Below are 23,264 nucleotides of genomic sequence, written 5' to 3'. Positions count from 1 at the left end.
AATCGATGATCAGGCGAGCGTGTAAGCCGTCTTGACGGTGGTGAAGAATTCGGCGGCATATTTGCCCTGCTCACGCGGACCGAAGGACGAGCCCTTGCGGCCGCCGAACGGCACGTGAAAATCGACGCCTGCCGTCGGCAGGTTGACCATCACCATGCCGGCTTCCGCATTGCGCTTGAAATGCGTCGCATGCTTCAGGCTCGTCGTGGCAATGCCCGAGGACAGGCCGAACGGCGTGTCGTTGGCCGTGGCCAAGGCTTCCTCGTAATCCCTAACGCGGATGACGGAAGCAACCGGGCCGAAGATCTCTTCGCGGCTGATGCGCATCTGGTTCGTCGCTTCCGTGAAGAGCGTCGGCTGGAGGTAAAAGCCGGGCGTGTCGCGGTTGACGAGTTCGCCGCCGAAGGCAAGCTTGGCGCCTTCCTGCCGCCCGATCTCTATATAGTCGGTATCCGTCTTCAGCTGCTTGGCATCGACGACCGGGCCGATATGCGTGCCCGACTTCAACGCGTTATCGACGTTCAGCGTCTTCAGCTTTTCCGTCAGGGCGGCCACGAACCGGTCGTGAATGCCTTCGGTGACGATCAGGCGCGACGAGGCCGTGCACCGCTGGCCGGTCGAGAAGAAGGCGGAATTGGCAGCCGCCTCGACAGCAACAGTCAGATCGGCATCGTCAAGCACCACCATCGGATTCTTGCCGCCCATTTCCAGCTGATACTTGCGGCCATGCTCGACGGAGGCCAGCGCCACGCGCTTGCCGGTGCCGACCGAACCGGTGAAGGTGATGCCGGAAAGAACCGGGCTGTCGAGCATTGCCTGGCCGACGATCGAACCCTTGCCCATGACGAGGTTCAACACGCCCTTCGGTAGGCCAGCGCGGTGGAGAATATCAACGATTGCCCAGGAGCAGCCGGGCACGAGATCGGCCGGCTTGAAGACGACGGTGTTGCCGTAGCAGAGCGCCGGCGCGATTTTCCAGGCGGGAATGGCGATCGGGAAGTTCCAGGGCGTGATGATGCCGATGACGCCGAGCGGCTCGCGGGTGATCTCGACGCCGATGTTCGGGCGCACGGAAGGAAGCACCTCGCCTGCCAGGCGCAGCGCCTCGCCAGCGAAGAAGTCGAAGATCTGCGCGGCGCGGATCGTCTCGCCAATCGCCTCGGGCAAGGTCTTGCCTTCCTCGCGGGCCAGCAGCGCGCCGAGCTCGTCCTTGCGGGCGAGAATCTCGTCGCTGGTCTTTCTCAGGATGGAATGACGCTCGAGGATACCGGAACGCGACCAAGTCGGAAAAGCGGCCTTGGCGGCAGCGATCGCATCCGCGACATCCTGCGTGCTTGCGCTCGCATAGAGGCCGACGACCTCGTTCGTATCCGACGGGTTGATGTTCTCGGTGCCGTTCGTCCCCGTCCACTCCCCGGCGATCAAGTTCTGATGAATGGTCATGGCGTCATGCCTTCCTGGATCGTATTGAAAATACCCGGCCGATCCCTGGCGGCCGGGTTCGACAAATTACAGCTGGCGAACAGCCACCTCTTCCTCGGCATCGATCGCCAGCGGATTGCGCAGCGGCAGACCGAATTCGCCAACTTCGATTTCGAAGACATCGCCGACTTCCGGCTTGATGCCCTCGGCGAACGAAAGCGTCGCCGTACCGAACATGTGCACATGCACGTCGCCCGGAACACGGAAGATGCCGTACTTGAAGTGGTGATATTCAAGGTTCGCGAAGGTGTGCGACATGTTCGCTTCACCCGACAGGAACGGCTTTTCGAAGATCACCTTGTCGCCACGCTTGATGCGGGACGTGCCGCGAATGTCTTCCGGCGCCGCTCCGATGCGGATTTCCGGGCCGAAGCTTGCCGGACGCAGCTTGGAATGGGCGAGATAGAGATAGTTGATCCGTTCGGTGACGTGATCGGAAAATTCGTTCGACAGTGCAAAGCCGATGCGGAACGGCGTGCCATCCTTGGCGATGACATAGATACCAGCCATTTCCGGCTCTTCACCACCGTCAAGCGCGAAGGAAGGCGACACTAGCGCGGCACCCGGCGCCGCGGCGCCGTAACCGTTGCCCTTGTAGAACCATTCCGGCTGCACGCCCTTCTCGCCCGCCTTCGGCTTGCCGCCCTCGATGCCCATCTTGAACATCTTCATGGAGTCGGTCAGCGTCTCCTCAGCGGCTTCCGTCGTCTTCTTGTGCATGGAATCGCGCGTAGCCGCGGAACCCAGATGCGTCAGGCCCGTGCCGGTCAAGTGCAGATGGGCAGCATCGGGATGCGTGATCGGCGGCAGGAAGCGGCCTTCGGCATAGGCCTTGTCGAGATCGATTGACTCGCCGAAACCATGGGCCTCGATGACCGAAGCGAGCGACTTGCCGCTATCGGCAGCTTCGATCGCAAGCTTGTAGACGCTGCCGCCATTGACGACGGCCTTGGCAGCTTCGCCGGGTCCATTGCGGACCGCAACGACGATCTCACCGTTCGAACCCTTGATCTGCGAGATGAGCATGTCTTTCATCCTTTCCTAACAGACAGAGATCGGATGCGTTCTACCGTTCCGGCGCTCAGCGAGAGCCGGACTCTGTCATGGATTTGGTTTTAAAAGCTGGGTTGATCGCTAAGCGATCAACCCTTGTTCTTGTTGTAGACGTCGATGAACACGGCGGCGAGCAGCACCGCACCCTTAATCATCTTCTGCGAGTCCGTCTGGTAGCCGAGGATCGACATGCCCTGGTTCAAGACACCCATGATCAAAGCGCCGATGACAGCACCCGTTACCTTGCCGACGCCGCCGGAGGCCGAAGCGCCGCCGATGAAGCAGGCTGCGATGACGTCGAGTTCGAGGCCGTCACCGCCCTTCGCGGTTGCCGAATTCAGGCGCGTCGCGATGATGATGCCGGCGATGCTCGCCAGGATGCCCATGTTGATGAAGGTGTAGAAGGTCAGGCGGCGGGTATCGATACCTGAGAGCTTCGTCGCCTTCTCATTGCCGCCCATGGCATAGATGCGGCGGCCGATCGTCGTGCGCTGTGTGGCGAAGCTGTAGAGCGCGATCAAAAGCAGCATGAGAACCAGAACGTTCGGCAAGCCTCTGTAGGAGGAGATCTGGTAGCCGATGAAGATGGCGGCGGCGGCAACAACCAGATTTTGGGCGACGAAAAAGCTGAACGGCTCGACATCGATACCGTGCTTTTCGTTGACGGTGCGGCGGCGCCATGACAGGAAGAACATCACGATCGGGATGGCGACCGTCAGCAGAATCGACGTCGAATGGATACCGCCCATATCGACGAAATCCGGGATGAAGCCCGTTGCAACGATCTGGAATGCCGGCGGGAACGGACCGATGCTGCTGCCGTTACCGGTCGTATTGATGATCGTATAGGTCAGGCCGCGGAAAACCAGCATGCCCGACAATGTCACGATGAACGACGGAATGCGGTGATAGGCGATGAAATATCCGTGCCAGGCGCCGACCGCGGCACCCATCAGCAGGCAAATGACCGTCGCGAGCGCGAGATTCATATGCATCTGCACGACAAGGACGCCCGCTACCGCCCCGACGAAACCGACGACGGAGCCAACGGAAAGGTCGATATGGCCGGCCACGATAACAAGCAGCATGCCGAGCGCCATGATGACGATGAACGAGTTCTGCAGCACGATGTTGGTCAGGTTCTGCGGCCTGAAGAGAACGCCGTTCGTCAAGTACTGAAACAGCAGCATGATGACGACGAGCGCGATCAACATGCCGTATTCCCGGATGTTGTTGCGGATATGGTCGCCGATCGAAACGACGTGGCTGCTTTCTGTGGCTGGGTTGGCCGAACTCATTGTTGTTTCTCCCCTGAGCGCATGATAGCGCGCATGATGCTCTCCTGGCTTGCCTCTGCCTTCGGCAGTTCAGCTACGATGCGACCTTCGTTCATGACGTAGATGCGGTCGCACGTGCCGAGAAGCTCGGGCATTTCCGATGAAATCATCAGAACGCCCTTTCCGTCGGCGGCAAGCTGGTTGATGATGGAATAGATTTCATATTTGGCGCCGACGTCGATGCCGCGTGTGGGCTCATCGAGAATCAGAACGTCCGGGTTCGAGAACAGCCATTTCGACAGCACCACCTTCTGCTGGTTGCCGCCGGAGAGGTTGCCCGCTTCCTGGAAGACACCGGACGAACGGATGCGCAGCTTGGAGCGATAGTTCGTCGCCACCTGCAACTCGCGCACATCGTCGATGACGGTCGCCTTGGAAACGCCAAGCAGATTGGCAAGCGTCGTGTTGTGCAGGATGCTGTTGGTCAGAACCAAGCCGAGCTGCTTGCGGTCTTCGGTCACATAGGCAAGACCGGCATCGATCGCCTTGCGCACCGTGCTGGTATCGACCAGCTTGCCCTCGAGGAAGACTTCGCCGCTGATCTTGTGGCCATAGGATTTGCCGAAGACGCTCATGGCGAATTCAGTGCGGCCAGCGCCCATCAGGCCGGCAATGCCGACCACTTCGCCCTTGCGTACATTGATGTTGATATTGTGCAGGACCTGGCGATCACGATGCTGCTGATGGAAAGCGTTCCAGTTCTTAACTTCGAAGATCGTTTCGCCGATCGGCACCGAGCGCGGCGGATAGCGGTCAGCCAGCTCGCGGCCAACCATGTTGCGAATGATAATGTCTTCGCTGATCTCTTCCTCGTGACAGTCCAGTGCCTTCACCGTCATGCCGTCGCGCAACACCGTGATCTGGTCGGCCACCTTGCGCACTTCGTTGAGCTTGTGCGTGATGATGATCGACGTGATGCCTTGGTTGCGGAATTCCATGAGGAGATTGAGCAGAGCATCGGAGTCGTTTTCATTGAGCGATGCCGTCGGCTCGTCGAGAATGAGCAGCTTGACGCTCTTCGACAGGGCCTTCGCAATCTCGACGAGCTGCTGCTTGCCGACACCGATGTCGGTCACGAGCGTATTCGGAGATTCCTTGAGGCCCACTTTGGAGAGAAGCTGTTTGGTCCGGCCGAAGGTTTCCTGCCAATTGATCATGCCATTGGCGACAACTTCATTGCCGAGGAAGATATTTTCGGCAATCGACAGGAGCGGAACGAGCGCCAGCTCCTGGTGAATGATGATGATGCCGATGTCTTCGGAATCCCTGATGGTCTTGAACTGACGGACCGCCCCATCGTAATAGATGTCGCCGTCGTAAGTGCCGGCCGGATAGACACCCGATAGCACCTTCATGAGGGTAGATTTGCCGGCTCCGTTTTCGCCGACCAAAGCATGAATCTCACCCTGACGGACTTTCAGATTGACATTTTCCAAAGCGTTCACACCGGGGAACGACTTGGTTATGTTCCGCATTTCGAGAATGGTATTGTCCATTGTCCGTATCCAACGCCGCGATCAAACATAGCAGACCGCGCGATCGTCTTAAATATCAAAGCCAGGGCTCGCATTGAGCGAGCCCTGACCGCTATGTCGGAAGATTACTTCAGCTGATCAGCCTTGTAGTAACCGCCCTCGACGAGAACCTTCTCGTAGTTGGTCTTGTCGACTGCGACCGGGGTCAGCAGGTAGGACGGAACAACCTTGACACCGTTGTCGTAGGTCTTCGTGTCGTTGACTTCAGGCGTCTTGCCTTCCATCAGGGCGTTGACCATGTTGACGGTGACCTTGGCGAGGTCACGGGTGTCCTTGAAGATCGTCGAATGCTGTTCGCCAGCAATGATCGACTTGACCGACGGAATTTCGGAGTCCTGACCGGTGACGATCGGAAGCTTCACGCCGCCGGAACCGTAGCCGACGCCCTTGAGCGCGGAAAGGATACCGATCGACAGACCGTCATACGGAGACAGAACGGCATCGACGTGACTATCGGTGTAGTAGGCCGACAGCAGGTTATCCATACGAGCCTGGGCCGTTGCCGGATCCCAACGCAGCGTACCGACCTTGTCCATGCCCATCTGGCCGGACTTTACGACCAGCTTGCCGCTGTCGATATACGGCTTCAAGACCGACATTGCGCCATCATAGAAGAAGAAGGCGTTGTTGTCGTCCGGAGAACCGCCGAACAGCTCGATGTTGAACGGGCCCTTGCCATCCTTGAGGCCGAGAGCGTCGACGATCGAGCCAGCCTGCAGGACGCCGACCTTGAAGTTGTCGAAGGTCGCATAGTAGTCGACATTGCCGCTGTTGCGGATCAGGCGGTCATAGGCAATGACCTTGATGCCGGCATCGTGAGCCTTCTGCAGGACGTCCGACAGCGTGGTACCGTCGATCGAAGCGATGACGAGGACCTTGTCGCCCTTGGTGACCATGTTCTCGATCTGCGAGAGCTGGTTCGGAATGTCGTCGTCGCCATACTGCAGGTCGGTGCCGTAACCGGCAGCCTGGAGCTGCTTGACGATGTTGTTGCCGTCATCGATCCAGCGTGCCGAAGCCTTGGTCGGCATGGCGATGCCTACCGTGCCCTTGTCCGCCGCGAAGGCAGGTACCACCAGCGTAGCGACGCCGAACGCAGCGCCGGCCATCAATGAGATAATGGATTTCATTACTCTCTCCCTTGTTGTTAAATGCGGCGGACAAAAAATGCCCGCCCGAAACTGCGGCAGGTTCCGTAGAAGGAATGATTTACTTCTAATTGTGAGAAACGAAGTAGGTCTCCTCCACGCTCTCACGGTTTATGAGCTGTACCCAGCGCACAATCGGCAAACTCGTACGATTTCGTATAACTGTCAAATAGAATAACTGGCTAAATATATACCAAGTTTGGTATAATGTTAAAAAATAGTACTTTTTTGCCGATGAAGGGGAAAATTGGCCGTTATGGAGAAAATATATAACGATTATGTGAGCGATGGCATTGAGATTCATTCCGACAGTTTTCGCGACGATGCGTTGTTGAAAGCCGGTTTGAAGCTCAATCACCTCCGCATGATCGTCACGATCGAGGATCACGGGCAAATTTCAGCGGCCGCTGAGTCCATGAACATGTCACAACCTGCGGCTTCACGCATGCTCTCAGAAATGGAGTCGATTGTCAAAAGCCCGCTTTACGAGCGTGTCGCCAGAGGCGTCGTCTTGACCCCTTTTGGCCTCGCTTTGGCCAAGCGGGCGCGCAAGATCCTGCTGGAGCTGCGCGAGGCAGGCCGGGAGCTTGGCGCCTTGCGAACCGGCAGGGGTGGCTCGGTCTTTCTGGGGGCTGTGACCGCGCCGGCAATCAGCCTTGTCGTCCCGGCGATCCAGCGCGTGACACGCACCTATCCCGGCATAGAGATCAATATCGAGGTCGAGAACAGCAATGTGCTTGCGCGCGAGCTGCTGGCGGCTCGCCACGATTTCATCATCAGCCGCATCCCGGACGACCTCGATCCGCGTCTGTTCACCGCCCATGAGATCGGCGTCGAGAAAGCCTGCCTGGTGGTCCGCAACGGGCATCCGCTGCTCGAGAAGGGCGTTGCCGGCCTGCATGATCTGGCCGGTTACGACTGGGTATTCCAGCCGCCGGGCACGCTGCTTCGCCGCAAGGTGGAAGACATTTTCCTTGCTGCCGGCGTGCCCCTGCCGGAAAATGTCGTCAACACCTCATCCTTGCTGTTGACGCTGGCGGTGGTCTGCAAGACGGATGCGATCGCGCCGATTGCGCTCGACATGGCGCAATTCATATGCGGGCAGACCTCCCAGGCGGGCGAATCCTCCATCCTTCCGATCGATTTCGATATCGACGTAAGGCCCTATAGCCTCATCACCGCCCGCGAACGCGCCATGCCGCCGAGCGCGCGGCTGCTGCACGACATGATCCTGGAAGAGAGCCGGCATCTCTCGCTGACATAAATGCAAACCATAAGCTCCGCGCCAACTTCCTCTCCTATGAAGCTTGGCGTGGAGACCACACATGCTGTTCAAGCAATCATTGTTTCAATCCGTGCTCGATCGCCTCGACGGTGAAGAGGAAGCTGCGGAACAGGAAGAGGCCGCGCATCGTATCCGCGGTCTGAACGTCAGCTTTGCCGCAACGGTGCTAGGCGGCGAGACGCCGGACGCCCACCGGCCAGACGAAGCATACCGCGACAATCTCGGCGATCCCGTCATCCTGCCGGACCCGGAGCCCGAACCCGCTCCGCAAAAGCCGGAGCTGCCGATCATGCCAGAACATCTGGCACGAACATCGCGGGAAGAGGTTGCCGCCGAGCTCGCAATCACCTCCGACCTCACACGCGAAGCTCTGCAGGAAAAACGCCGCAGCTTCGCCAAGGCCAATCATCCAGACAGCGTCGCTGCCCTCTTCCGCGAACAGGCGACGATCCGCATGACGCTAGCCAACCAGCTGATCGACGAAGCCATACGCCGCCTCGGACGATGATTATTTCTTGTCCTCGGAGGGCGGCTCATCATCCTCGGCGGCATCGTCCTGCGCGGACGCATCGCTGGTTGCTGCTGCAGGCGGTTGCGGCTTGAAATTCAAGAGCAGCATCCACGCCGAATAGGCGCCGAGCGCGCCAGACAGCATTGCCCAGAACGGCTGCGAGCCCAGCGTTTCGACGGCTGCCCAGCCAAAGCAGACGGCCACGATGAGGATGCGCACCCAAAGCGGCTTATAGATGGGATGGCTGGGATCGATCAGTTGCATGGGTTTCTTTTGCCTGTTCAAGAAGACATGTCTTTAGCGCATCATCGGGAAAATTGTGAAGCCGTCTGCATAAAATAAGGTTTCGCGGACGGATTTCGGCTAAGCCGCCATCGAACGGCGATTTTGAGATTGTGAAGTCCAGGCGGCTTGACGCCGCGATCGGAAAATGGAATGAAAATTCCATAGAGATTTACATTCGGTCCATTTATTCCGAATCCAGGGAGGTAAAAATGACTGTCAGATTTGGTCTGCTCGGCGCCGGACGCATCGGCAAGGTGCATGCAAAAGCCGTCAGCGGCGATGCCAATGCCAAGCTCGTCGCCGTCGCGGATGCCTTTCCGGCGGCCGCGGAAGCAATCGCGTCCGCCTATGGCTGCGAAGTCCGCACCATCGAAGCGATCGAAGCCGCCAAGGATATCGACGCCGTCGTCATCTGCACGCCGACCGATACCCATGCCGATCTGATCGAGCGCTTCTCCCGCGCCGGTAAGGCCATCTTCTGCGAAAAGCCTGTCGATCTCGACGTTGCTCGTGTCCAAGCCTGCATCAAGGTCGTCAATGAGACCAAGGGCAAGCTGATGGTCGGCTTCAACCGCCGCTTCGACCCACATTTCATGGCTGTCAAGAAAGCCATCGACGAAGGCCGCATCGGCACGGTCGAAATGGTGACGATCACCTCGCGCGATCCGGGCGCCCCGCCGGTCGATTACATCAAGCGCTCCGGCGGCATCTTCCGCGACATGACGATCCACGACTTCGACATGGCGCGCTTCCTGCTCGGCGAAGAACCGGTTGCCGTCACCGCAACTGCCGCAGTTCTCGTCGACAAGGCAATCGGCGAAGCCGGCGATTACGACAGCGTTTCCGTCATCCTCCAGACGGCATCTGGCAAGCAGGCAATCATATCCAACTCGCGTCGCGCCACCTACGGCTACGATCAGCGCATCGAGATCCATGGCTCGAAGGGCCTGGTTTCGGCTGAAAACCAGCGCCCCTTCTCCATCGAAGTCGCCAACGGCGATGGCTACACCCGCCCGCCGCTGCATGATTTCTTCATGACGCGCTACACCGAAGCCTATGCCAACGAGATCGCAAGCTTCATCGCCGCGATCGAAAAAGGCACCACCATCACACCATCGGGTGCCGATGGTCTTGCCGCGCTGAAGCTGGCGGATGCTGCCCTGCAGTCGGTCAAGGAAGGCCGTCTGGTAAAGATCGACTGAGCCGTCTCCATTCCGCAAGGAATGTGATCCTCCCAAAAGTCCCCCGCGATTTCCATTCGCGGCGGACTTTTTCTTTGGCGCGATCCGGAACTCCATAGAGACCTGGATGGAACCTCTTGCGAATCACATAAGTCCATGCTTATTTGTTCGACATGATAGAGAATGAGATATTCCGGGCTTTGGCCGATCCGACCCGCCGCGCCATCTTCGAGAAGCTGGCGACGGGCGGCATGAATGCCAGCGCCCTGCGTGAAGGTATCGACATCAGCCAGCCGGCCATGTCCCAGCATCTCGCGGTTCTGCGAAGCGCCGGGCTGGTCAGGGAAGAACGACAGGGGCGTTTCGTGAATTACGAAGTCGATCCGGAGGGGCTTGCCCTCATCGCCCAATGGCTGGCGAAATACCGCGCATACTGGCCCGCCCGCATCGAAGCTCTCAAGGTGTTGCTGAAGGATATGGATCAATGAACAATCCCGAGATCCCTGAGCGAAAGAACGGCATCGAGCTGGAATACCAGCTCGACGAACCGCCGCAGAAAGTCTGGCGTGCAATCAGCACCCCTGAGCTTCGCCAAAACTGGCTGCCGCAGGAGGCCTTGGCCAATCCCGAGGCGATATCGGTCACGCCCGGCAAGGAAGTCAGCTACAGGCTGCGAGACGACGCACCGCCCTTCCTCGAAAGCACCGTGACTTTCAGAATATCTTCAAACGCAAGCGGTGGCACCAGCCTGCGGATCATCCACGAGCTCGATGACGTTCGGATTCGCGAAACGGAAAGAGCTGCAGCAAACAATAACGGCCTGACCGTCATGCGCGCCGCCTGACGCTCTGAATAGATCAACAATTTCAAGAACATTGGAGTTCGCCGATGCGCGAAGCGATGCAACTCGTCCCTATGGTCGTCGAACAGTCCAGCAGAGGGGAGCGATCTTTCGACATCTATTCCCGCCTGCTGCGCGAGAGAATCATCTTCCTGAATGGTGAGGTCAACGACGACGTCTCAGCTCTCGTCTGCGCGCAACTGCTGTTTCTCGAAGCCGAAAATCCCAAGAGACCGATCCATCTCTACATCAATTCGCCCGGTGGCGTCGTGACCAGCGGTCTCGCAATGTATGACACCATGCGTTACATCCGCGCGCCGGTGCATACGCTATGCATGGGAACCGCTCGTTCGATGGGCTCTTTCCTCTTGATGTCAGGCCAGCCGGGTGAGCGCTCCGCGCTTCCAAATGCCAGCATCCATATTCACCAGCCATTGGGCGGTTTCCAGGGACAAGCATCGGACATCTTTATCCACGCGGAAGAAATGAGGCGAACGAAGCATCGCATGACGCGACTCTATGCCGAGCATTGCGGCCGCTCCTATGAAGAGTTCGAACGCGCCATGGACCGCGACCACTTCATGACGGCGGAAGAAGCTCTCGAATGGGGGCTGATCGACCGTATCCTTCAGGTCCGCGAAGACGAACAGCCTTTAGGCCTGGCAGATTGATTAAGATGACGACCCCTACGGCCAAGCGCATTGCTAAGCCCTGCCCTGTCCTCACGCCTCTCAGCCCGCTTGGTCGCGCAGCTCCACGATCGAGCCTCCCCTCTTCACGATATCATTGTCGATGATCGAGAATGCGCGGTCCAGATGCCCTTCGAAGACGAGCGTTGGCTCGTCGACGATGACTCGCAGCTCCGGCATACCCTCCATGCGCACGACATGCGATTCCGCCAAACCTTCGGTTATGCCCTCGATCAGCAGATCATAGTAGCGTACGCCCGGCCCTGTGATGACGATCGGCATTCGCTCGTGCAGGCTCAAGACACGCGAAAGGCCGTTGCCGAGCGCCAGGCCGGCCTGGCGAAAGGCCAGTACATTGCGGCGCCCCCCGTGGCGCGCGCTCGCGGCGATCTTGTCGAGCTCGGCGATCGGCACGAACTTCGCCGGGATCGTATCGAGCGGCACATCGAAGGCCGTGCGCAGCATGGCGTAGAAACCGGCATACGCCTCGATACATCCCCGCGCGCCGCAGCGGCAAAGGCCGCCGCCGGGCACATGCATCATATGCCCGAAATTCGGTGCCGATATCTGGTGATGGCCTTCATGGTCTCGGCGTACGATACCAAGCCCGATGCTATGGCCGAGCGATAGCGCCGCCATTGCGCGAAAATCACCGCGCGTATCGATTTCTTCCTGCCGCCCGAGCGCGGCAGCCACCAGCAAAGTCTCGTTGCCGAGAATGATCTGCGCCGACCACTCGTCGCGAAGCACGGCAGCGAAATCGATCTCGTCACGCCCGAAGATCGGAGACCAGCGCAGCACTGGCTCCGAAGCACCGACGAGCCCCTTGCTGCTGATCGAGATCATCAGCACCTTTTCGCGCGATAATTGCGAGCGGGTGACGATCCGGTTTAGGGCATCGCGCAATCCGGCCACGAAACTCTCGACACCCGTAGCGTTCTGCTGCCTGTCCTCGGTAAAGCGGTCGATCAGCCGACCGGTATAATCGACGAGCGAATATTGCACGGCATCCGACGAGATGACGACGACGATCAGATAGCCGCAATCGCGCCGTTGCGAAAACAGGACGCGCGGCCGCCCGCGGCCGCCGGCCGCCTGTTGCTCCGCCTTTTCGATGATCTGCGCCCGCTCGAGATCCGCCGTGATGACCGATACGGTCGCGGAGGAGAGCTTCGTGAAATCAGAAAGCTCGGTATGGGCAAGCGGGCCATGCCGGCGCAGCGCCGACAGGACCAAAGCGCTGTTCTTTTGACGGACCAATTCGGTGCTCGATTTGGCCAGCATTGGCGAACTCCCTGCTCATTCAACCCTCCTCCTCCGCAGCCCGTGATAGCTTTTTCGGATGACCGATGAAACCTGGTAGTGCGGGTGTTGACAGCTGAAAAAATCTCTGACACTAAATTTCTCGACTGTCGAGAAAAAAGTCCAAAGCTTTTCTTGTCAGCATTTTCGCCGCGGCCGACGGGAGTTCAGGATACGTGCGGTCGCATTCACTCGGGAGGATCACATGAAAGCTTTCATCAAGCTGGCTGCGGGCGCGGCCATCGTTTTGACCATGCAGACCACTGCCTTCGCCAAGGATCTCGTCGTCGGCGTTTCCTGGTCGAACTTCCAGGAAGAGCGTTGGAAGACGGATGAAGCAGCCATCAAGAAAGCGCTTGCAGCCGCCGGCGCCAAGTATATTTCCGCCGACGCCCAGTCGTCCGCTTCCAAGCAGCTGACCGATGTCGAGTCGCTGATTTCGCAAGGTGCCAACGCCCTCATCATTCTCGCCCAGGATTCCGATGCCATCGGCCCGGCCGTTGAAAAGGCCGCCGACGAAGGCATTCCGGTTGTCGGCTATGACCGCCTGATCGAAAATCCGGCAGCCTTCTACATCACCTTCGACAACAAGGAAGTGGGCCGTATGCAGGCTCGCGAAGTGCTGAAGGCAAAGCCGGAAGGCAACTATGTCTTCATCAAGGGTTCGTCGTCCGACCCGAACGCCGACTTCCTGTTCTCCGGCCAGATCGAAGTGCTGAAGTCCGCCATCGACGCCGGCAAGATCAAGAACGTCGGCGAAGCCTATACGGACGGCTGGCTGCCGCAGAACGCGCAGCGCAACATGGAGCAGTTCCTGACCGCCAACAACAACAAGGTTGACGCGGTCGTCGCCTCCAACGACGGCACCGCCGGCGGCGCAGTTGCTGCCCTCGACGCCCAGGGGCTCGCAGGCTCCGTGCCGGTTTCCGGCCAGGATGCCGACAAGGCCGCTCTGAACCGCATCGCGCTCGGCACGCAGACCGTTTCGGTCTGGAAGGACTCGCGCGAACTCGGCAAGCGCGCCGCTGAAATCGCCCTCGCTCTTGCCGGCGGCAAGACCCAGGACCAGATCGAAGGCGTTCAGACCTTCAACGGCGGCCCGAAACACGTCGCCATGAAGTCGGTCTTCCTGACCCCGATCCCGATCACCAAGGACAACCTGAACGTCGTCATCGACGCAGGCTGGATCTCCAAGGCTGAAGCCTGCCAGGGCGTCAAGGCCGGCAGTGTCGCTGCCTGCAAATAAGCACCCGGCTTGACGGGCTGACCCGAAGATAATGCCGACGCCGCAAGGGGCTCTCCATTGCGGCGTCGAATGCGGATGAGAGGCCCGCAACCAAGCCCAGAATGGGAATGAAGGCCTCCCGCATGTGTTGCGTCATCGCATATCCGATCGGCCTGCCGGATGGCGGTCGTGGACCCGGGAGAACCGGATGGGCGAGCGATGACGTCTATTGTGACCAGCGCGGATACTGCCCAGCGATCGAGAAAGAGCATTCGCGGGCCTGCGCCCAACAAGTGGGAGAACGGCAAAGCGATGGCCGACATGACACATTCCACAACATCGAGCGGTCCGCGCAATGCAGAAGAAGGCGCCATCACGCGCTTCCTGCGTGCAACCGAAATCGATACCCGCCTGCTCGGTATGGTCGGCGCACTGCTGGTCATCTGGATCGGCTTCGATCTTTATACCGGCGGGCTGTTCCTGACGCCTCGAAATCTCTGGAACCTTTCCGTACAGACCTGCGAAATCGCCGTGCTCGCCACCGGCATGGTGCTCGTCATCGTCACCCGCAACATCGATCTTTCCGTCGGCTCGCTGCTCGGTTTCGTCGCCATGGTGATGGGCGTCATACAGGCAAAATATCTGCCGACCTATCTCGGCTTCGACAGTTCCTGGACCTGGGCGATTACCCTGGTCTGCGGCCTCGCAGTCGGCACGCTGCTCGGCACCTTCCAGGGCGTGATCATCGCTTTCTTCAATGTCCCCTCCTTCATCGTCACCCTCGGCGGCTTCCTCGCCTGGCGTGGCCTTGCCTGGTATGTCACCAGCGGCCAGACGGTCGCCCCGCTCGATGCGACTTTCCGCATCATGGGCGGCGGTGCCGAAGGCTCGATCGGCGCCACCTGGAGCTGGATACTCGGTGTGCTCGCCTGTGTCTTCATCGTGCTCGGCATTATCGGCGGGCGGCATCAGCGCAAGCGCTTCAACTTCCCGCGCCGCCCGCTCTGGGCCGAATATTTCCTCGCCATCCTCGGCTCGGTTCTGGTCCTCGGCACCATCTATGTGTTCAACATCTACTACTGGCCGGTCGGCATCGCGAAGAAATACGCGACCGAACACAATATTACCTGGCCCGAGACCGGCCTCGATATCCCCTACGGCATCGCCGTGCCCGTGCTGATCGCCGTCGGCATCGGCATTGTCATGACCTTCATCGCCACCCGACTGCGCTTCGGCCGCTACGTCTTCGCGATCGGCGGCAATCCGGAGGCAGCCGAGCTCGCGGGCATCAAGACTCGCTGGGTGACGGTGCGCATCTTCGGGCTGATGGGCTTGCTTGCGGCGGTCGCCGCCGCTATCTCCACCGCCCGCCTGAACGCCGCCGCCAATTCGCAAGGGACGACCTACGAACTCTTCACCATCGCCGCGGCCGTCATCGGCGGCACGTCGCTTGCCGGCGGCAGCGGCACCATCGCCGGCGCCATGCTCGGCGCCCTCGTCATGCAGTCGCTGCAATCGGGCATGGGGCTCGCCAATGTCGATACGCCGATCCAGAACGTCGTGGTCGGCGTCGTGCTCGTCATCGCCGTCTGGCTCGACATCGTCTATCGCTCGCGCGCCAAGTAAAAGGAATTCTGAACCATGACGGATCAAACCACTCCGCTTGTGGAAATGAAGAACATTTCCATCTCCTTCGGCGGCATCCACGCGGTCGACAACGCCTCGGTCGATCTCTACCCCGGCGAAGTCGTAGCGCTCCTCGGCCATAACGGCGCCGGCAAGTCGACGCTGATCAAGATCCTTTCGGGCGCCTACAAGCGCGACAGCGGCGATATCCTGATCAACGGCGAGCCAGCCGATATTCGCAGCCCGCGCGACGCCAAGAAATACGGCATCGAGACGATCTATCAGACGCTCGCCGTCGCCGACAATGTCGATGCTGCCGCCAACCTCTATCTCGGCCGCGAGCTGCAGACCCGCTGGGGCACGCTCGACGATGTCGCGATGGAGGCCAAGGCCCGCGAAGTGATGGGGCGCCTCAACCCCAACTTCAAGCGCTTCAAGGAGCCGGTGAAGGCGCTCTCCGGCGGCCAGCGCCAGTCGGTCGCGATCGCCCGCGCCATCCTCTTCGATGCCCGAATCCTGATCATGGACGAGCCGACCGCGGCACTCGGCCCGCAGGAGACAGCGCAGGTCGGCGAACTGATCAAGCAGTTGAAGAAGGAGGGCATCGGCATCTTCCTCATCAGCCACGACATCCACGATGTCTTCGACCTTGCCGACCGCGTGTCGGTCATGAAAAACGGCCAGGTCGTCGGCCACGCCCGCACCGAAGATGTCACCAAGGACGAAGTTCTCGGCATGATCATCCTCGGCAAGGTGCCGCCAAAGGCCACCCCCGGCCCCGGCGCCATGAAGGAATAAGCGATCCGGCCACCGAAACCGAGGCCGCGCGTCAAAAGCCCGCGGCCTCCCCACCAAAATGTCCGATCTCACGCTTTCCTGAATTTTCCCGATTGAAGCCAAGCGCTTCCTAGGCTAAGAACCAGCCATCGGACAGGCGATTCAAAACCGCCAAGGCATGCACCCGTAGCTCAGCTGGATAGAGTGTTGGATTCCGATTCCAAAGGTCACAGGTTCGAATCCTGTCGGGTGCGCCATTTGTTCTCGGGGTCCGTTGTGGACACATAGGTTACGTTTTATTCCTGAGACATAGGTAACACTTTTGGACCGAAGGGGTTCAGCAAGGGTTCAAGCCTGCATGTCTCATCATCGAAGTATCCCAGATCGTAATCCATAAAGCTTGTAAGCCAGATATGGTCTTCAACCTGTTTGATGCCGACGGCCTGACCGGCGATGACGCCGTCAGGATGCTCTGACGCCGGCATTGCCATTACAACGAAACTCACGTGGCGGAGAATGCCGCGTTTATCGCTTTGAAGAGCTTTTCTGCAGCAGCAACGGTCTCCGCAGGAAGATCGGCAACCGTCTTCCAGATATCAAACACTTTTAACATCTCGCCAAGAACAAGCTTCTTGTCGAGCGTCTTGCCGTATCGTGAAGATAGGACTTTTTCTACTCTCTTGGAAATCAAGGTCGACCCGTCAACCGGCAAGTCCCCATCCCTTATGCCGAGGCCATAAGCTCGATTGACGCATTCTCTGAAGAAATCGTCGGGAAAGAGGTCTTCTATCGCGACATCCGTCTTTTTGATGCCTGAAGCTTCTCCCAGCATCATTACGCGGAAATCATAGCCCTCATTGGAAGCGAGTTCTTTCAGACCCATCTCCGAGATCTTCTTCTTCGCGCTCAGACCGGCTTCATCGCTATCCAGCAACACCCCAGCATTCCACCTCTGACCAATGGCGAAAGCAGCATACATCGGTGCCTTCGTCGACGTGGCCGCGGGCCACATATAGACCTGTTCTGAAAGTCCTGTCTTCCCGCCCGCAGACAGGATGCTCGACAACTTGTTCAGGATGAGCGCGTCGGTTCCACCCTCAACGATTAGCACCTTGCGATTTCCAAGCATCCCAGCAAGATCGGCCGTAAGACCGAGCGATGCTTCGATGACAGCCATAGGAGCGGCTTGCGCACTGACGACGCCATGATTGATCGCGAGATGGTTGTCCTGAGTCTCTACGATACGCACTCTCTCTGGGTTTGCCTGATCCACCATTGAGGCAAGATGGGTCGTGTAAAGGATGGTGTTCTTTTCGGCCAGATCATCGAACACTTTCAGGAGATCTCGCTGGCCGCTGTAATGTAGGTGGACACCTGGCTCCTCCAGCAGGAGTATGCAGTTCTCGAACTCGCCATCGCTGGCATGCGTGAACTTCCAAGCGAAAGACACGTACCAACGAAAACCGGTGGAGCGTCGATGCATCCTGACAGGGAACCCGATGGATTCATCCTCGGCGAAGATGTTTAGCGTGGGACCGTCGATATCAATATCGAACTTAACCTTCTTCTGCGTCCATAGGCGCTGAAACTGCTGCGTCAGATAGGCGGACGCGGCACGCTTGTCGAACTGCCTGATGGTCCGGCCGTCTGCCGAGGTTCCCTTCTGCACGAAGTCGTCTATGTCGATCTGGGCGAGATCGAGCACGATCAGTATGGTTTGATCCTCTGTCGACAGGAGATGTCGGTTCGACCTTCCGACAGCATCCCACCGCTGCTTGAGTTGATCGAGTTCGACCTGCGTTCCAGAAAAATTGTAGTCATGGATAAGCACGAATTTCGGAAGATGAGCCTTTGCCCATGCAGACACTTTCGTGACATCGAGACCCAGTTCATCGGCTCCGACTACAACGAAGAGAGTGGGCTGTCCGTAGTTCCTGCAGGCGAACAGATCTAAGGAAGCCGGAAGCGTCAAGGGTTTGGCAATGGTTGGTTCTGTCTCCGTTTCAGCGGATTTTTCCGGAGTATGCGCGGCTGCAAACAGGGACTGAATGTCCTCGGACGTCAGGCTGAAGAAGGCTTCACAAACCCTCTTGCCTTTGGCGTCCTTGCGACCTTTCCAATTGTCGACAGGCCAATCCTCGGCGTCGTTGTAGGCCGCGCCATCGACGTAAGGATTCAGGCAGTAAAGTGCCTCAAAAAGATTACTCTTACCTGCCTCGTTCTGGCCGACGAACGCGGTGACGTCTGTAGTCGTGACCCAGCTCGAGTCCATGATGTTGCGGTAGTTCAAAATTCGGAACTTTGTCAGTCTCATATGTCGCCCACCTTCGTCGGATATTGTTTGAGCGTACACGGATATTTCACAGCGTCCAATGCAATTGCCGGTTCGTTGTCGAGCCTCCACAGGATCGCGCATTCCGTGTGCAGATCAGGATGTTCTCCCGGCATCGCTCGTACACGGGCCTCTTGTAGATGATCTTCGATAGCATGATTCAATTGATCCGCCGTGCCAACGCAATCGGGTTCAAGCAGATACTCGGGTCGTGATTCTTGAATCCACGTTTATGGATGATCCTGTTTGAATAGTCCGAACTTATGGCGCCAGAATCCGCATTTAGACGCACGAATTTCGGGAAACATTAATAAAATCAGTGTTTGGAATCCACGCTTATGTGGTGGGAAGGACTCTTCTTAAGCATGCCCAAGGAGCGCTTGAATGAGCTGTTCGCGGACGAACAGCAAGCTGGCCTGATATCTGAATGAAGACGATCCAACAGTGCAATCACGCGGCGGGATAGAGCTCCCGCCACATGGCTCCGCACCACCACCTCAATGATTCTTATTCGGCCCCTTGCCGGTCGCAAAGCTGCAGGTCTTGATCTTGCAGCTGGGATCGTCGCTGGTAGGCACGCTGGCGCTGGCCATGGCACCCTGCCCCAGGCAAGCCATCGAATTCGATACCGTCCGGCTGTACATCATCAAGCCCGGATGGTGTGAGGGATATCTCAGCACGATCGAGCCTTCCTGGGCCATCTTTTCATGCACGGCGGCACAGGTCATCGACTTGGAATTATAGGCCGACATGGCCATCGCGTTCGTGGAGAACATTCCAATTGCGGCAAGTATGATGATCGTCTTCATGGGGCTTCCTTTGGTCGCGCCGAAGGGCGCTATCGAAAATGAGATAGTCGTTGATTAGCATTGGATTTGTGACAGTGAACCGACTTCCCTTATCGGCTGTTTGACCACTGCCAAGGATGACCTGGCGCCCGTCTGGATACGTCTGCGCTGGAGGTCACCATGCATCGCATGGCGCCTGTCGGCAGGATGCGATGCTGACGGAGATTTAGAAATCGTCCGTCAAGATAGATAGGGCCCGATAGGAAGACCGGGCCTCATTCTGTGAAGATCAGCTGGGCCAAAAGCCTCAGAAGGTCCGTTCGAAACGCAGGATACCTGAGAAGGTATCGTCGCTCGGCAGATCATAGTGAACGTAGGTGAACTCTGGCTCGACCAGCAGGTTCTTGACCGGGTTGAACTTGACGTTCGTGGTCGCTTCGAAGATCTTGGAGTCGGTATAGGCAAGCTGAACGTTCCACTTCAGCTTGTCGTCGATCGGAACGCCGACGCCGCCCCAGACGGCCCAATCACCCCAACCACAATCCGCGCCGTGAACGACGCCATCGGATGTCGTGCAGGCCGAGACGTTCTGGTTCGAACCGGCATACTGGTTGAGCTTGTCGCCATCGGTATTCCAGCCACCCATCAGGAAGGCCGAGAAGACGCCGAAATCGGCATCGATACGCGCCTTAATGGCACCTTCCTCGACAATGGAATCATAACCGCCGACCACGCGGAACTGCCAGGCGCCGGCCTTGTAGCCCAGACCGGCGACAACGTTCGGAGCGTAGTGATCAGCCTTCGAAAGCTGCCAGCTGCCGCCATAGGCGCTGGTGGTGGTTCCGGAATTGCTGTCTTCGAGCGAGATGACGCCCGTGAAGCCCGTGCCGCTGTCGTAGTTGTAGGTCAGCTGGTTCAATTCGTACGGACCGTCATAGATGACGTCGTCCTGGATCACGTCGCCGGCATAGCCGACGAACTGGTTGTACTGAGAATCGGTCTTACCGACGGTGAAGCCGCCGAGGGTAATATAGGCCCAAAGCAAGTTCGTGCCGGTCGAGCCGCCATCGTTCCAATCCCAACGCACGATGGTCTCGGTCTTCAGCGGACCGTATTCGGTGTCCGTCGCGGTATTGAGGTTGAGTTCGGCGCGGGTATGCCACTTGGTACCAAAGTTGCTGTCGCGATTGTAAGGATCCTTCCACTGGCCTTCGGTGCGGACCTTGCCGCCGACGCGCAGGCAGGTCTCGGTGCCAGGGATGAAAAAGTAACCGGCGCCGAACGCGTCACAGATGCGCACATATTCCAGCGGCTCCGGTTCGGCGGCGACGATAGCGTCAGCCGCATGCGCGCCAGATACGACGCAGAAGGCAGCAGCAGATCCGATAAGCAAGCTCTTGATGTTCATGCTAACTCCATCCTTCAAACGAACTTGCGCGAGATACGAACCTGGGGGTGCTCGACATCAAGTTCCAGTGCCTAACTCGAAGCACAAGGCCTCGCTTCCGGATAGTAAGCTGCATTTACTATTTTGCTTTTACAAGGATTTAAGAAGGCTCCCAACATATGTGACAGCACCTACATATGGCGTGTTGCTCAAACGACGCACATGTGTATGAACGATGACAACCAGGTGACAACTGGGTGACAAAGCAGGCAACCAAGCCTGATTAGCCATGCTCTACGAGATACATTGCTGGACTAACTGCGATGAGTCTTGCTAGACTTGAAACCACACAAGCAGCATATCCATCCATGGCAAATCGCAGGCAGGATCATCATGCCGAAGATCGATGTTGCAGCCGTGCCGGAAATCAAGGGCACGCGTTATCCCGCTCCTTTCAATGATCACTCCACCGAGCGCGTCAGGCAGCGACTGGGCGATGCCGGCGGCCTCAAGGATTTGGGCGTCAATCTGATGCGGCTGCCGCCGGGCAACTGGTCGAGCCAGCGGCATTGGCATTTGGAGGAGGATGAATTCGTCTACGTGCTGGAAGGCGAGCTGACGCTGATCGAGGACGAGGGCGAGACGGTGCTGCGCGCCGGCGATTGCGCGGCCTTCCCGAAGGGCTCCGGCAACGGCCATCATATGATCAACAAATCGAATAGCACGGCAATCTATCTCGAGGCCGGCACGCGCTCCCCGACCGATCTCATCACCTGCTCGGACGTCGACATGATGAGCTCCAGCACGGACGGCCGTTTCGTGCATAAGGATGGCATGCCCTATCCGGACGGCTAGCCCTGTTCGCCGTCGCTTGCCACCGGTAACTTGAAGGACAGGAGATGAGTCGGAGCGCCATGCAGCATGACCTCCCGCTCGAAGCCGAAGCCGCATTTTTCCAGAACGCGCCGGGAGGCAACGTTGACGGGCCGCACCAGCCCGATAACGCGTTTCGCCTGCAGATCATGGCAGGCGAAGGCCAATGCCTCCGTCACCAATTCCGTCGCATAGCCGCTTCCCCAATAATCGGGGTGCAGATGATAGGAGAGATTGAGCCCCTCGAGTTCCGTCGAGACGGTAACGCCGCCAAAACCGATCAGCCGTCCTTCCGTTTCGATCGCCCAGCGCCCGAAGCCGTTCACGCGCCAGTGCGCCTGATCCCGAGCGAGACGCCGGGCACTCTCTTCGGGAGAATCCGGTCTAGGATCCGGCCTGTGGGCGACCAGTTCCGGCCGCGCAAACAAAGCTGTGACGAAGTCGAGATCCCGCTCTTCCGGCATCCGCAGGGAAAGACGTGAGGTACGACGGATCATGATGCCTCTACTCGAAGGGTCAAACAGCTTCTGCGAGTTCAGGCGGATCGTAGCAGCAGGCATCCGTGGAAACACCCATGCGACACCCGCTCGCCTCAAGCGCTTCCGTGACCACTTGCACGAACAGGCGGCGGAACCACACCGAGCGGCTGTCGGCCTGATCGACGCGGCGATAGAGCATCGTCACCGGATCGGCCGGCAGCTCGAATGGCGGCTCCGAAATCGTCAGGTCGTGCAGCTGCGCCATACAGCGGGCAATCGCTTCGGGAACCGTCGCAATGGCTGGAATGGCCCGGAGCGTCGACGGCAATGCGGAAAAGCGGGGGACCGTTGCCACGACCTGCCGGCGATGGCCGAGGCGCGCGAGAGCGACGTCGACTCCCGTAGATATGGCGCCCTCAACAGAAACGGTCACATGTGGCGCGCTGGCGAAATGCTTCAGGCTCAGCGGCGTCGCACATTTGAGATGCCCGCCATCGTAGATGCAGAGGGACGCCTGTTGGAACAGCGGCGCGCGAACATGCCAAGAAGCCGGTTCGTCATGCACGGAGATGCTGAATTCAATGGCGCCCTCGTCCAGCAGCCGCACGGCATCCCGCCGGTCGAAGGCAATGCTGGTCAGCCGGGCATTCGGCGCGAGCTCGCGCAGCCGCGCCGCCAGCGGCCCAAAGAAGGAGGATTCGAGATTATCGCAAAGCCCGATGCGGAACTCGCCGTGCCAGTTTTCCGGGTCGAAGGCTGCCGGCGGGCGGATGGCGCGCTCGATGCCGGACAGCGCATCCTCGATCGCCGGCGCGATGGATAGCGCCCGCGGCGTCGGCTGCAAGCCGCGCCCGACGCGCACGAACAATTCATCATCCAACGTCTCGCGCAGACGGCGGAGCGCGGCGGAAAGACCAGGCTGTCCGAGCAGCAGCCGCTCGGCCGCACGGCTCACATTCCGCTCCTGCATCAGCACGGAGAAAGCGAGCAGCAGATTGAGATCGATTTTTCGAAGCGTCGCATCATTCATCATCGCCAGTAATACCTGACATGGTTACTATCAATTTGCAATAGGGTTTGAAGATGTACATTTTCTCGTTCCCTGCCGCTTTCACCCTCCCAAGAACC

22 protein-coding genes, 1 tRNA gene and 1 pseudogene are annotated in these 23,264 nt (G+C 58.8%); 11 read left to right on the top strand and 13 right to left on the bottom strand.

Annotated elements, in window-relative coordinates; all coding sequences use genetic code 11:
* Positions 1 to 9 precede the first annotated feature (9 nt).
* From PH562_RS12085 to chvE, 5 genes are all read right to left on the bottom strand, one after another.
* A complete protein-coding gene (locus PH562_RS12085; RefSeq protein ID WP_285173221.1) occupies positions 10 to 1,443 on the bottom strand; it encodes an aldehyde dehydrogenase family protein in 1,434 nt (477 codons plus the stop codon).
* A gap of 66 nt (positions 1,444 to 1,509) precedes the next feature.
* Entirely contained in the window at positions 1,510 to 2,508 is a 999-nt protein-coding gene (gene araD1 / locus PH562_RS12080) for an AraD1 family protein (RefSeq protein WP_285173220.1), read from the bottom strand.
* Between the two features lie 116 nt (positions 2,509 to 2,624).
* The gene (mmsB, locus tag PH562_RS12075; protein WP_132717246.1) at positions 2,625 to 3,833 is read right to left on the bottom strand and encodes a multiple monosaccharide ABC transporter permease; all 1,209 of its coding nucleotides are present in this window, start codon (positions 3,831 to 3,833) and stop codon (positions 2,625 to 2,627) included.
* Positions 3,830 to 5,368 carry a multiple monosaccharide ABC transporter ATP-binding protein gene (mmsA, locus tag PH562_RS12070; RefSeq protein WP_285173218.1) on the bottom strand — a complete coding sequence of 513 codons (1,539 nt, stop codon included), beginning with the start codon at positions 5,366 to 5,368 and terminating at the stop codon, positions 3,830 to 3,832. The genes mmsB and mmsA overlap by 4 nt, the downstream gene beginning before the upstream one ends.
* Positions 5,369 to 5,472: 104 nt before the next feature.
* Positions 5,473 to 6,537 (bottom strand): multiple monosaccharide ABC transporter substrate-binding protein, encoded by a 1,065-nt coding sequence (chvE, locus tag PH562_RS12065; protein WP_285173217.1) that lies wholly within the window; start codon positions 6,535 to 6,537, stop codon positions 5,473 to 5,475.
* A gap of 274 nt (positions 6,538 to 6,811) precedes the next feature.
* On the opposite strand from chvE, the gene PH562_RS12060 reads away from it, so the two are divergent.
* On the top strand, positions 6,812 to 7,819 hold the full coding sequence (locus PH562_RS12060; protein ID WP_113230056.1) for a LysR family transcriptional regulator: 1,008 nt from the start codon (positions 6,812 to 6,814) through the stop codon (positions 7,817 to 7,819).
* A gap of 61 nt (positions 7,820 to 7,880) precedes the next feature.
* Positions 7,881 to 8,348 carry a hypothetical protein gene (locus PH562_RS12055; protein ID WP_285173216.1) on the top strand — a complete coding sequence of 156 codons (468 nt, stop codon included), beginning with the start codon at positions 7,881 to 7,883 and terminating at the stop codon, positions 8,346 to 8,348.
* On the opposite strand, the gene PH562_RS12050 is transcribed toward PH562_RS12055, so the two are convergent.
* Complete coding sequence (locus PH562_RS12050) at positions 8,349 to 8,615, bottom strand: hypothetical protein (RefSeq protein WP_113230054.1); 267 nt, start codon at positions 8,613 to 8,615, stop codon at positions 8,349 to 8,351.
* A gap of 230 nt (positions 8,616 to 8,845) precedes the next feature.
* Between PH562_RS12050 and iolG the strand changes: the two genes are divergently transcribed.
* The 4 genes from iolG (at position 8,846) to PH562_RS12030 (ending at position 11,329) form a co-directional block, all read left to right on the top strand.
* Complete coding sequence (gene iolG, locus PH562_RS12045; RefSeq protein ID WP_285173215.1) at positions 8,846 to 9,838, top strand: inositol 2-dehydrogenase; 993 nt, start codon at positions 8,846 to 8,848, stop codon at positions 9,836 to 9,838.
* A 152-nt stretch (positions 9,839 to 9,990) separates the two neighbouring features.
* Entirely contained in the window at positions 9,991 to 10,305 is a 315-nt protein-coding gene (locus PH562_RS12040) for an ArsR/SmtB family transcription factor (RefSeq protein ID WP_113230052.1), read from the top strand.
* A complete protein-coding gene (locus PH562_RS12035; protein ID WP_285173214.1) occupies positions 10,302 to 10,661 on the top strand; it encodes an SRPBCC family protein in 360 nt (119 codons plus the stop codon). Before PH562_RS12040 ends, PH562_RS12035 begins: the two co-directional genes overlap by 4 nt.
* Before the next feature lie 44 nt (positions 10,662 to 10,705).
* Complete coding sequence (locus tag PH562_RS12030) at positions 10,706 to 11,329, top strand: ATP-dependent Clp protease proteolytic subunit (RefSeq protein WP_095435520.1); 624 nt, start codon at positions 10,706 to 10,708, stop codon at positions 11,327 to 11,329.
* Between the two features lie 60 nt (positions 11,330 to 11,389).
* On the opposite strand, the gene PH562_RS12025 is transcribed toward PH562_RS12030, so the two are convergent.
* A complete protein-coding gene (locus tag PH562_RS12025) occupies positions 11,390 to 12,631 on the bottom strand; it encodes an ROK family transcriptional regulator (RefSeq protein WP_285173213.1) in 1,242 nt (413 codons plus the stop codon).
* Positions 12,632 to 12,854: 223 nt separating this feature from the next.
* Between PH562_RS12025 and xylF the strand changes: the two genes are divergently transcribed.
* The 4 genes from xylF (at position 12,855) to PH562_RS12005 (ending at position 16,534) form a co-directional block, all read left to right on the top strand.
* Positions 12,855 to 13,895, top strand: coding sequence for a D-xylose ABC transporter substrate-binding protein (gene xylF, locus PH562_RS12020; protein WP_095435522.1), 1,041 nt, complete (start codon positions 12,855 to 12,857; stop codon positions 13,893 to 13,895).
* 291 nt (positions 13,896 to 14,186) lie between these two features.
* Positions 14,187 to 15,500, top strand: a complete 1,314-nt coding sequence (locus PH562_RS12015) for a sugar ABC transporter permease (protein ID WP_113230049.1) — start codon at positions 14,187 to 14,189, stop codon at positions 15,498 to 15,500.
* A gap of 15 nt (positions 15,501 to 15,515) precedes the next feature.
* Complete coding sequence (locus PH562_RS12010; protein ID WP_069612788.1) at positions 15,516 to 16,298, top strand: ATP-binding cassette domain-containing protein; 783 nt, start codon at positions 15,516 to 15,518, stop codon at positions 16,296 to 16,298.
* Positions 16,299 to 16,457: 159 nt separating this feature from the next.
* Positions 16,458 to 16,534, top strand: a tRNA-Arg gene (locus PH562_RS12005).
* A gap of 39 nt (positions 16,535 to 16,573) precedes the next feature.
* On the opposite strand, the pseudogene PH562_RS30735 reads toward PH562_RS12005, so the two are convergent.
* From PH562_RS30735 to PH562_RS11990, 4 genes and pseudogenes are all read right to left on the bottom strand, one after another.
* Positions 16,574 to 16,735: pseudogene (locus PH562_RS30735) on the bottom strand (IS481 family transposase); the annotation flags it as partial.
* Between the two features lie 44 nt (positions 16,736 to 16,779).
* Positions 16,780 to 18,591 (bottom strand): ATP-dependent nuclease, encoded by a 1,812-nt coding sequence (locus tag PH562_RS12000; protein ID WP_285173212.1) that lies wholly within the window; start codon positions 18,589 to 18,591, stop codon positions 16,780 to 16,782.
* Between the two features lie 515 nt (positions 18,592 to 19,106).
* Positions 19,107 to 19,418 carry a hypothetical protein gene (locus tag PH562_RS11995; protein ID WP_095435528.1) on the bottom strand — a complete coding sequence of 104 codons (312 nt, stop codon included), beginning with the start codon at positions 19,416 to 19,418 and terminating at the stop codon, positions 19,107 to 19,109.
* Between the two features lie 286 nt (positions 19,419 to 19,704).
* The gene (locus PH562_RS11990) at positions 19,705 to 20,805 is read right to left on the bottom strand and encodes a porin (RefSeq protein WP_285173211.1); all 1,101 of its coding nucleotides are present in this window, start codon (positions 20,803 to 20,805) and stop codon (positions 19,705 to 19,707) included.
* A gap of 372 nt (positions 20,806 to 21,177) precedes the next feature.
* Between PH562_RS11990 and PH562_RS11985 the strand changes: the two genes are divergently transcribed.
* Positions 21,178 to 21,639: a cupin domain-containing protein gene (locus tag PH562_RS11985; RefSeq protein ID WP_285173210.1), complete on the top strand. Its 462-nt coding sequence runs from the start codon at positions 21,178 to 21,180 to the stop codon at positions 21,637 to 21,639.
* Here the strand turns inward: PH562_RS11985 and PH562_RS11980 are convergent.
* Positions 21,636 to 22,154 carry a GNAT family N-acetyltransferase gene (locus tag PH562_RS11980; RefSeq protein WP_285173209.1) on the bottom strand — a complete coding sequence of 173 codons (519 nt, stop codon included), beginning with the start codon at positions 22,152 to 22,154 and terminating at the stop codon, positions 21,636 to 21,638. The genes PH562_RS11985 and PH562_RS11980 overlap by 4 nt on opposite strands.
* A 19-nt stretch (positions 22,155 to 22,173) precedes the next feature.
* Positions 22,174 to 23,169 (bottom strand): LysR family transcriptional regulator, encoded by a 996-nt coding sequence (locus PH562_RS11975; RefSeq protein WP_113230041.1) that lies wholly within the window; start codon positions 23,167 to 23,169, stop codon positions 22,174 to 22,176.
* Between the last annotated feature and the right edge of the window lie 95 nt (positions 23,170 to 23,264).

This window comes from Rhizobium centroccidentale, from assembly GCF_030182565.1.
GTDB lineage: Bacteria > Pseudomonadota > Alphaproteobacteria > Rhizobiales > Rhizobiaceae > Rhizobium.
The sequence above is the reverse complement of the archived record's forward strand: the minus strand, read 5'-3'. Positions and strand labels throughout refer to the sequence as shown.

Excerpts from the sequence above, each read along its gene's own strand:
- xylF (WP_095435522.1), top strand. The coding sequence starts at position 12,855 with ATGAAAGCTTTCATCAAGCTGGCTGCGGGCGCGGCCATCGTTTTGACC.
- mmsB (WP_132717246.1), bottom strand. The coding sequence starts at position 3,833 with ATGAGTTCGGCCAACCCAGCCACAGAAAGCAGCCACGTCGTTTCGATC.
- PH562_RS11980 (WP_285173209.1), bottom strand. The coding sequence starts at position 22,154 with ATGATCCGTCGTACCTCACGTCTTTCCCTGCGGATGCCGGAAGAGCGG.
- mmsA (WP_285173218.1), bottom strand. The coding sequence starts at position 5,368 with ATGGACAATACCATTCTCGAAATGCGGAACATAACCAAGTCGTTCCCC.
- PH562_RS12050 (WP_113230054.1), bottom strand. The coding sequence starts at position 8,615 with ATGCAACTGATCGATCCCAGCCATCCCATCTATAAGCCGCTTTGGGTG.
- araD1 (WP_285173220.1), bottom strand. The coding sequence starts at position 2,508 with ATGCTCATCTCGCAGATCAAGGGTTCGAACGGTGAGATCGTCGTTGCG.
- PH562_RS11975 (WP_113230041.1), bottom strand. The coding sequence starts at position 23,169 with ATGATGAATGATGCGACGCTTCGAAAAATCGATCTCAATCTGCTGCTC.
- chvE (WP_285173217.1), bottom strand. The coding sequence starts at position 6,537 with ATGAAATCCATTATCTCATTGATGGCCGGCGCTGCGTTCGGCGTCGCT.
- PH562_RS12025 (WP_285173213.1), bottom strand. The coding sequence starts at position 12,631 with ATGCTGGCCAAATCGAGCACCGAATTGGTCCGTCAAAAGAACAGCGCT.
- PH562_RS12055 (WP_285173216.1), top strand. The coding sequence starts at position 7,881 with ATGCTGTTCAAGCAATCATTGTTTCAATCCGTGCTCGATCGCCTCGAC.
- PH562_RS12000 (WP_285173212.1), bottom strand. The coding sequence starts at position 18,591 with ATGAGACTGACAAAGTTCCGAATTTTGAACTACCGCAACATCATGGAC.
- PH562_RS12035 (WP_285173214.1), top strand. The coding sequence starts at position 10,302 with ATGAACAATCCCGAGATCCCTGAGCGAAAGAACGGCATCGAGCTGGAA.
- PH562_RS12030 (WP_095435520.1), top strand. The coding sequence starts at position 10,706 with ATGCGCGAAGCGATGCAACTCGTCCCTATGGTCGTCGAACAGTCCAGC.
- PH562_RS11995 (WP_095435528.1), bottom strand. The coding sequence starts at position 19,418 with ATGAAGACGATCATCATACTTGCCGCAATTGGAATGTTCTCCACGAAC.
- PH562_RS12040 (WP_113230052.1), top strand. The coding sequence starts at position 9,991 with ATGATAGAGAATGAGATATTCCGGGCTTTGGCCGATCCGACCCGCCGC.
- PH562_RS12085 (WP_285173221.1), bottom strand. The coding sequence starts at position 1,443 with ATGACCATTCATCAGAACTTGATCGCCGGGGAGTGGACGGGGACGAAC.
- iolG (WP_285173215.1), top strand. The coding sequence starts at position 8,846 with ATGACTGTCAGATTTGGTCTGCTCGGCGCCGGACGCATCGGCAAGGTG.
- PH562_RS12015 (WP_113230049.1), top strand. The coding sequence starts at position 14,187 with ATGGCCGACATGACACATTCCACAACATCGAGCGGTCCGCGCAATGCA.
- PH562_RS12060 (WP_113230056.1), top strand. The coding sequence starts at position 6,812 with ATGGAGAAAATATATAACGATTATGTGAGCGATGGCATTGAGATTCAT.
- PH562_RS11985 (WP_285173210.1), top strand. The coding sequence starts at position 21,178 with ATGCCGAAGATCGATGTTGCAGCCGTGCCGGAAATCAAGGGCACGCGT.
- PH562_RS11990 (WP_285173211.1), bottom strand. The coding sequence starts at position 20,805 with ATGAACATCAAGAGCTTGCTTATCGGATCTGCTGCTGCCTTCTGCGTC.
- PH562_RS12010 (WP_069612788.1), top strand. The coding sequence starts at position 15,516 with ATGACGGATCAAACCACTCCGCTTGTGGAAATGAAGAACATTTCCATC.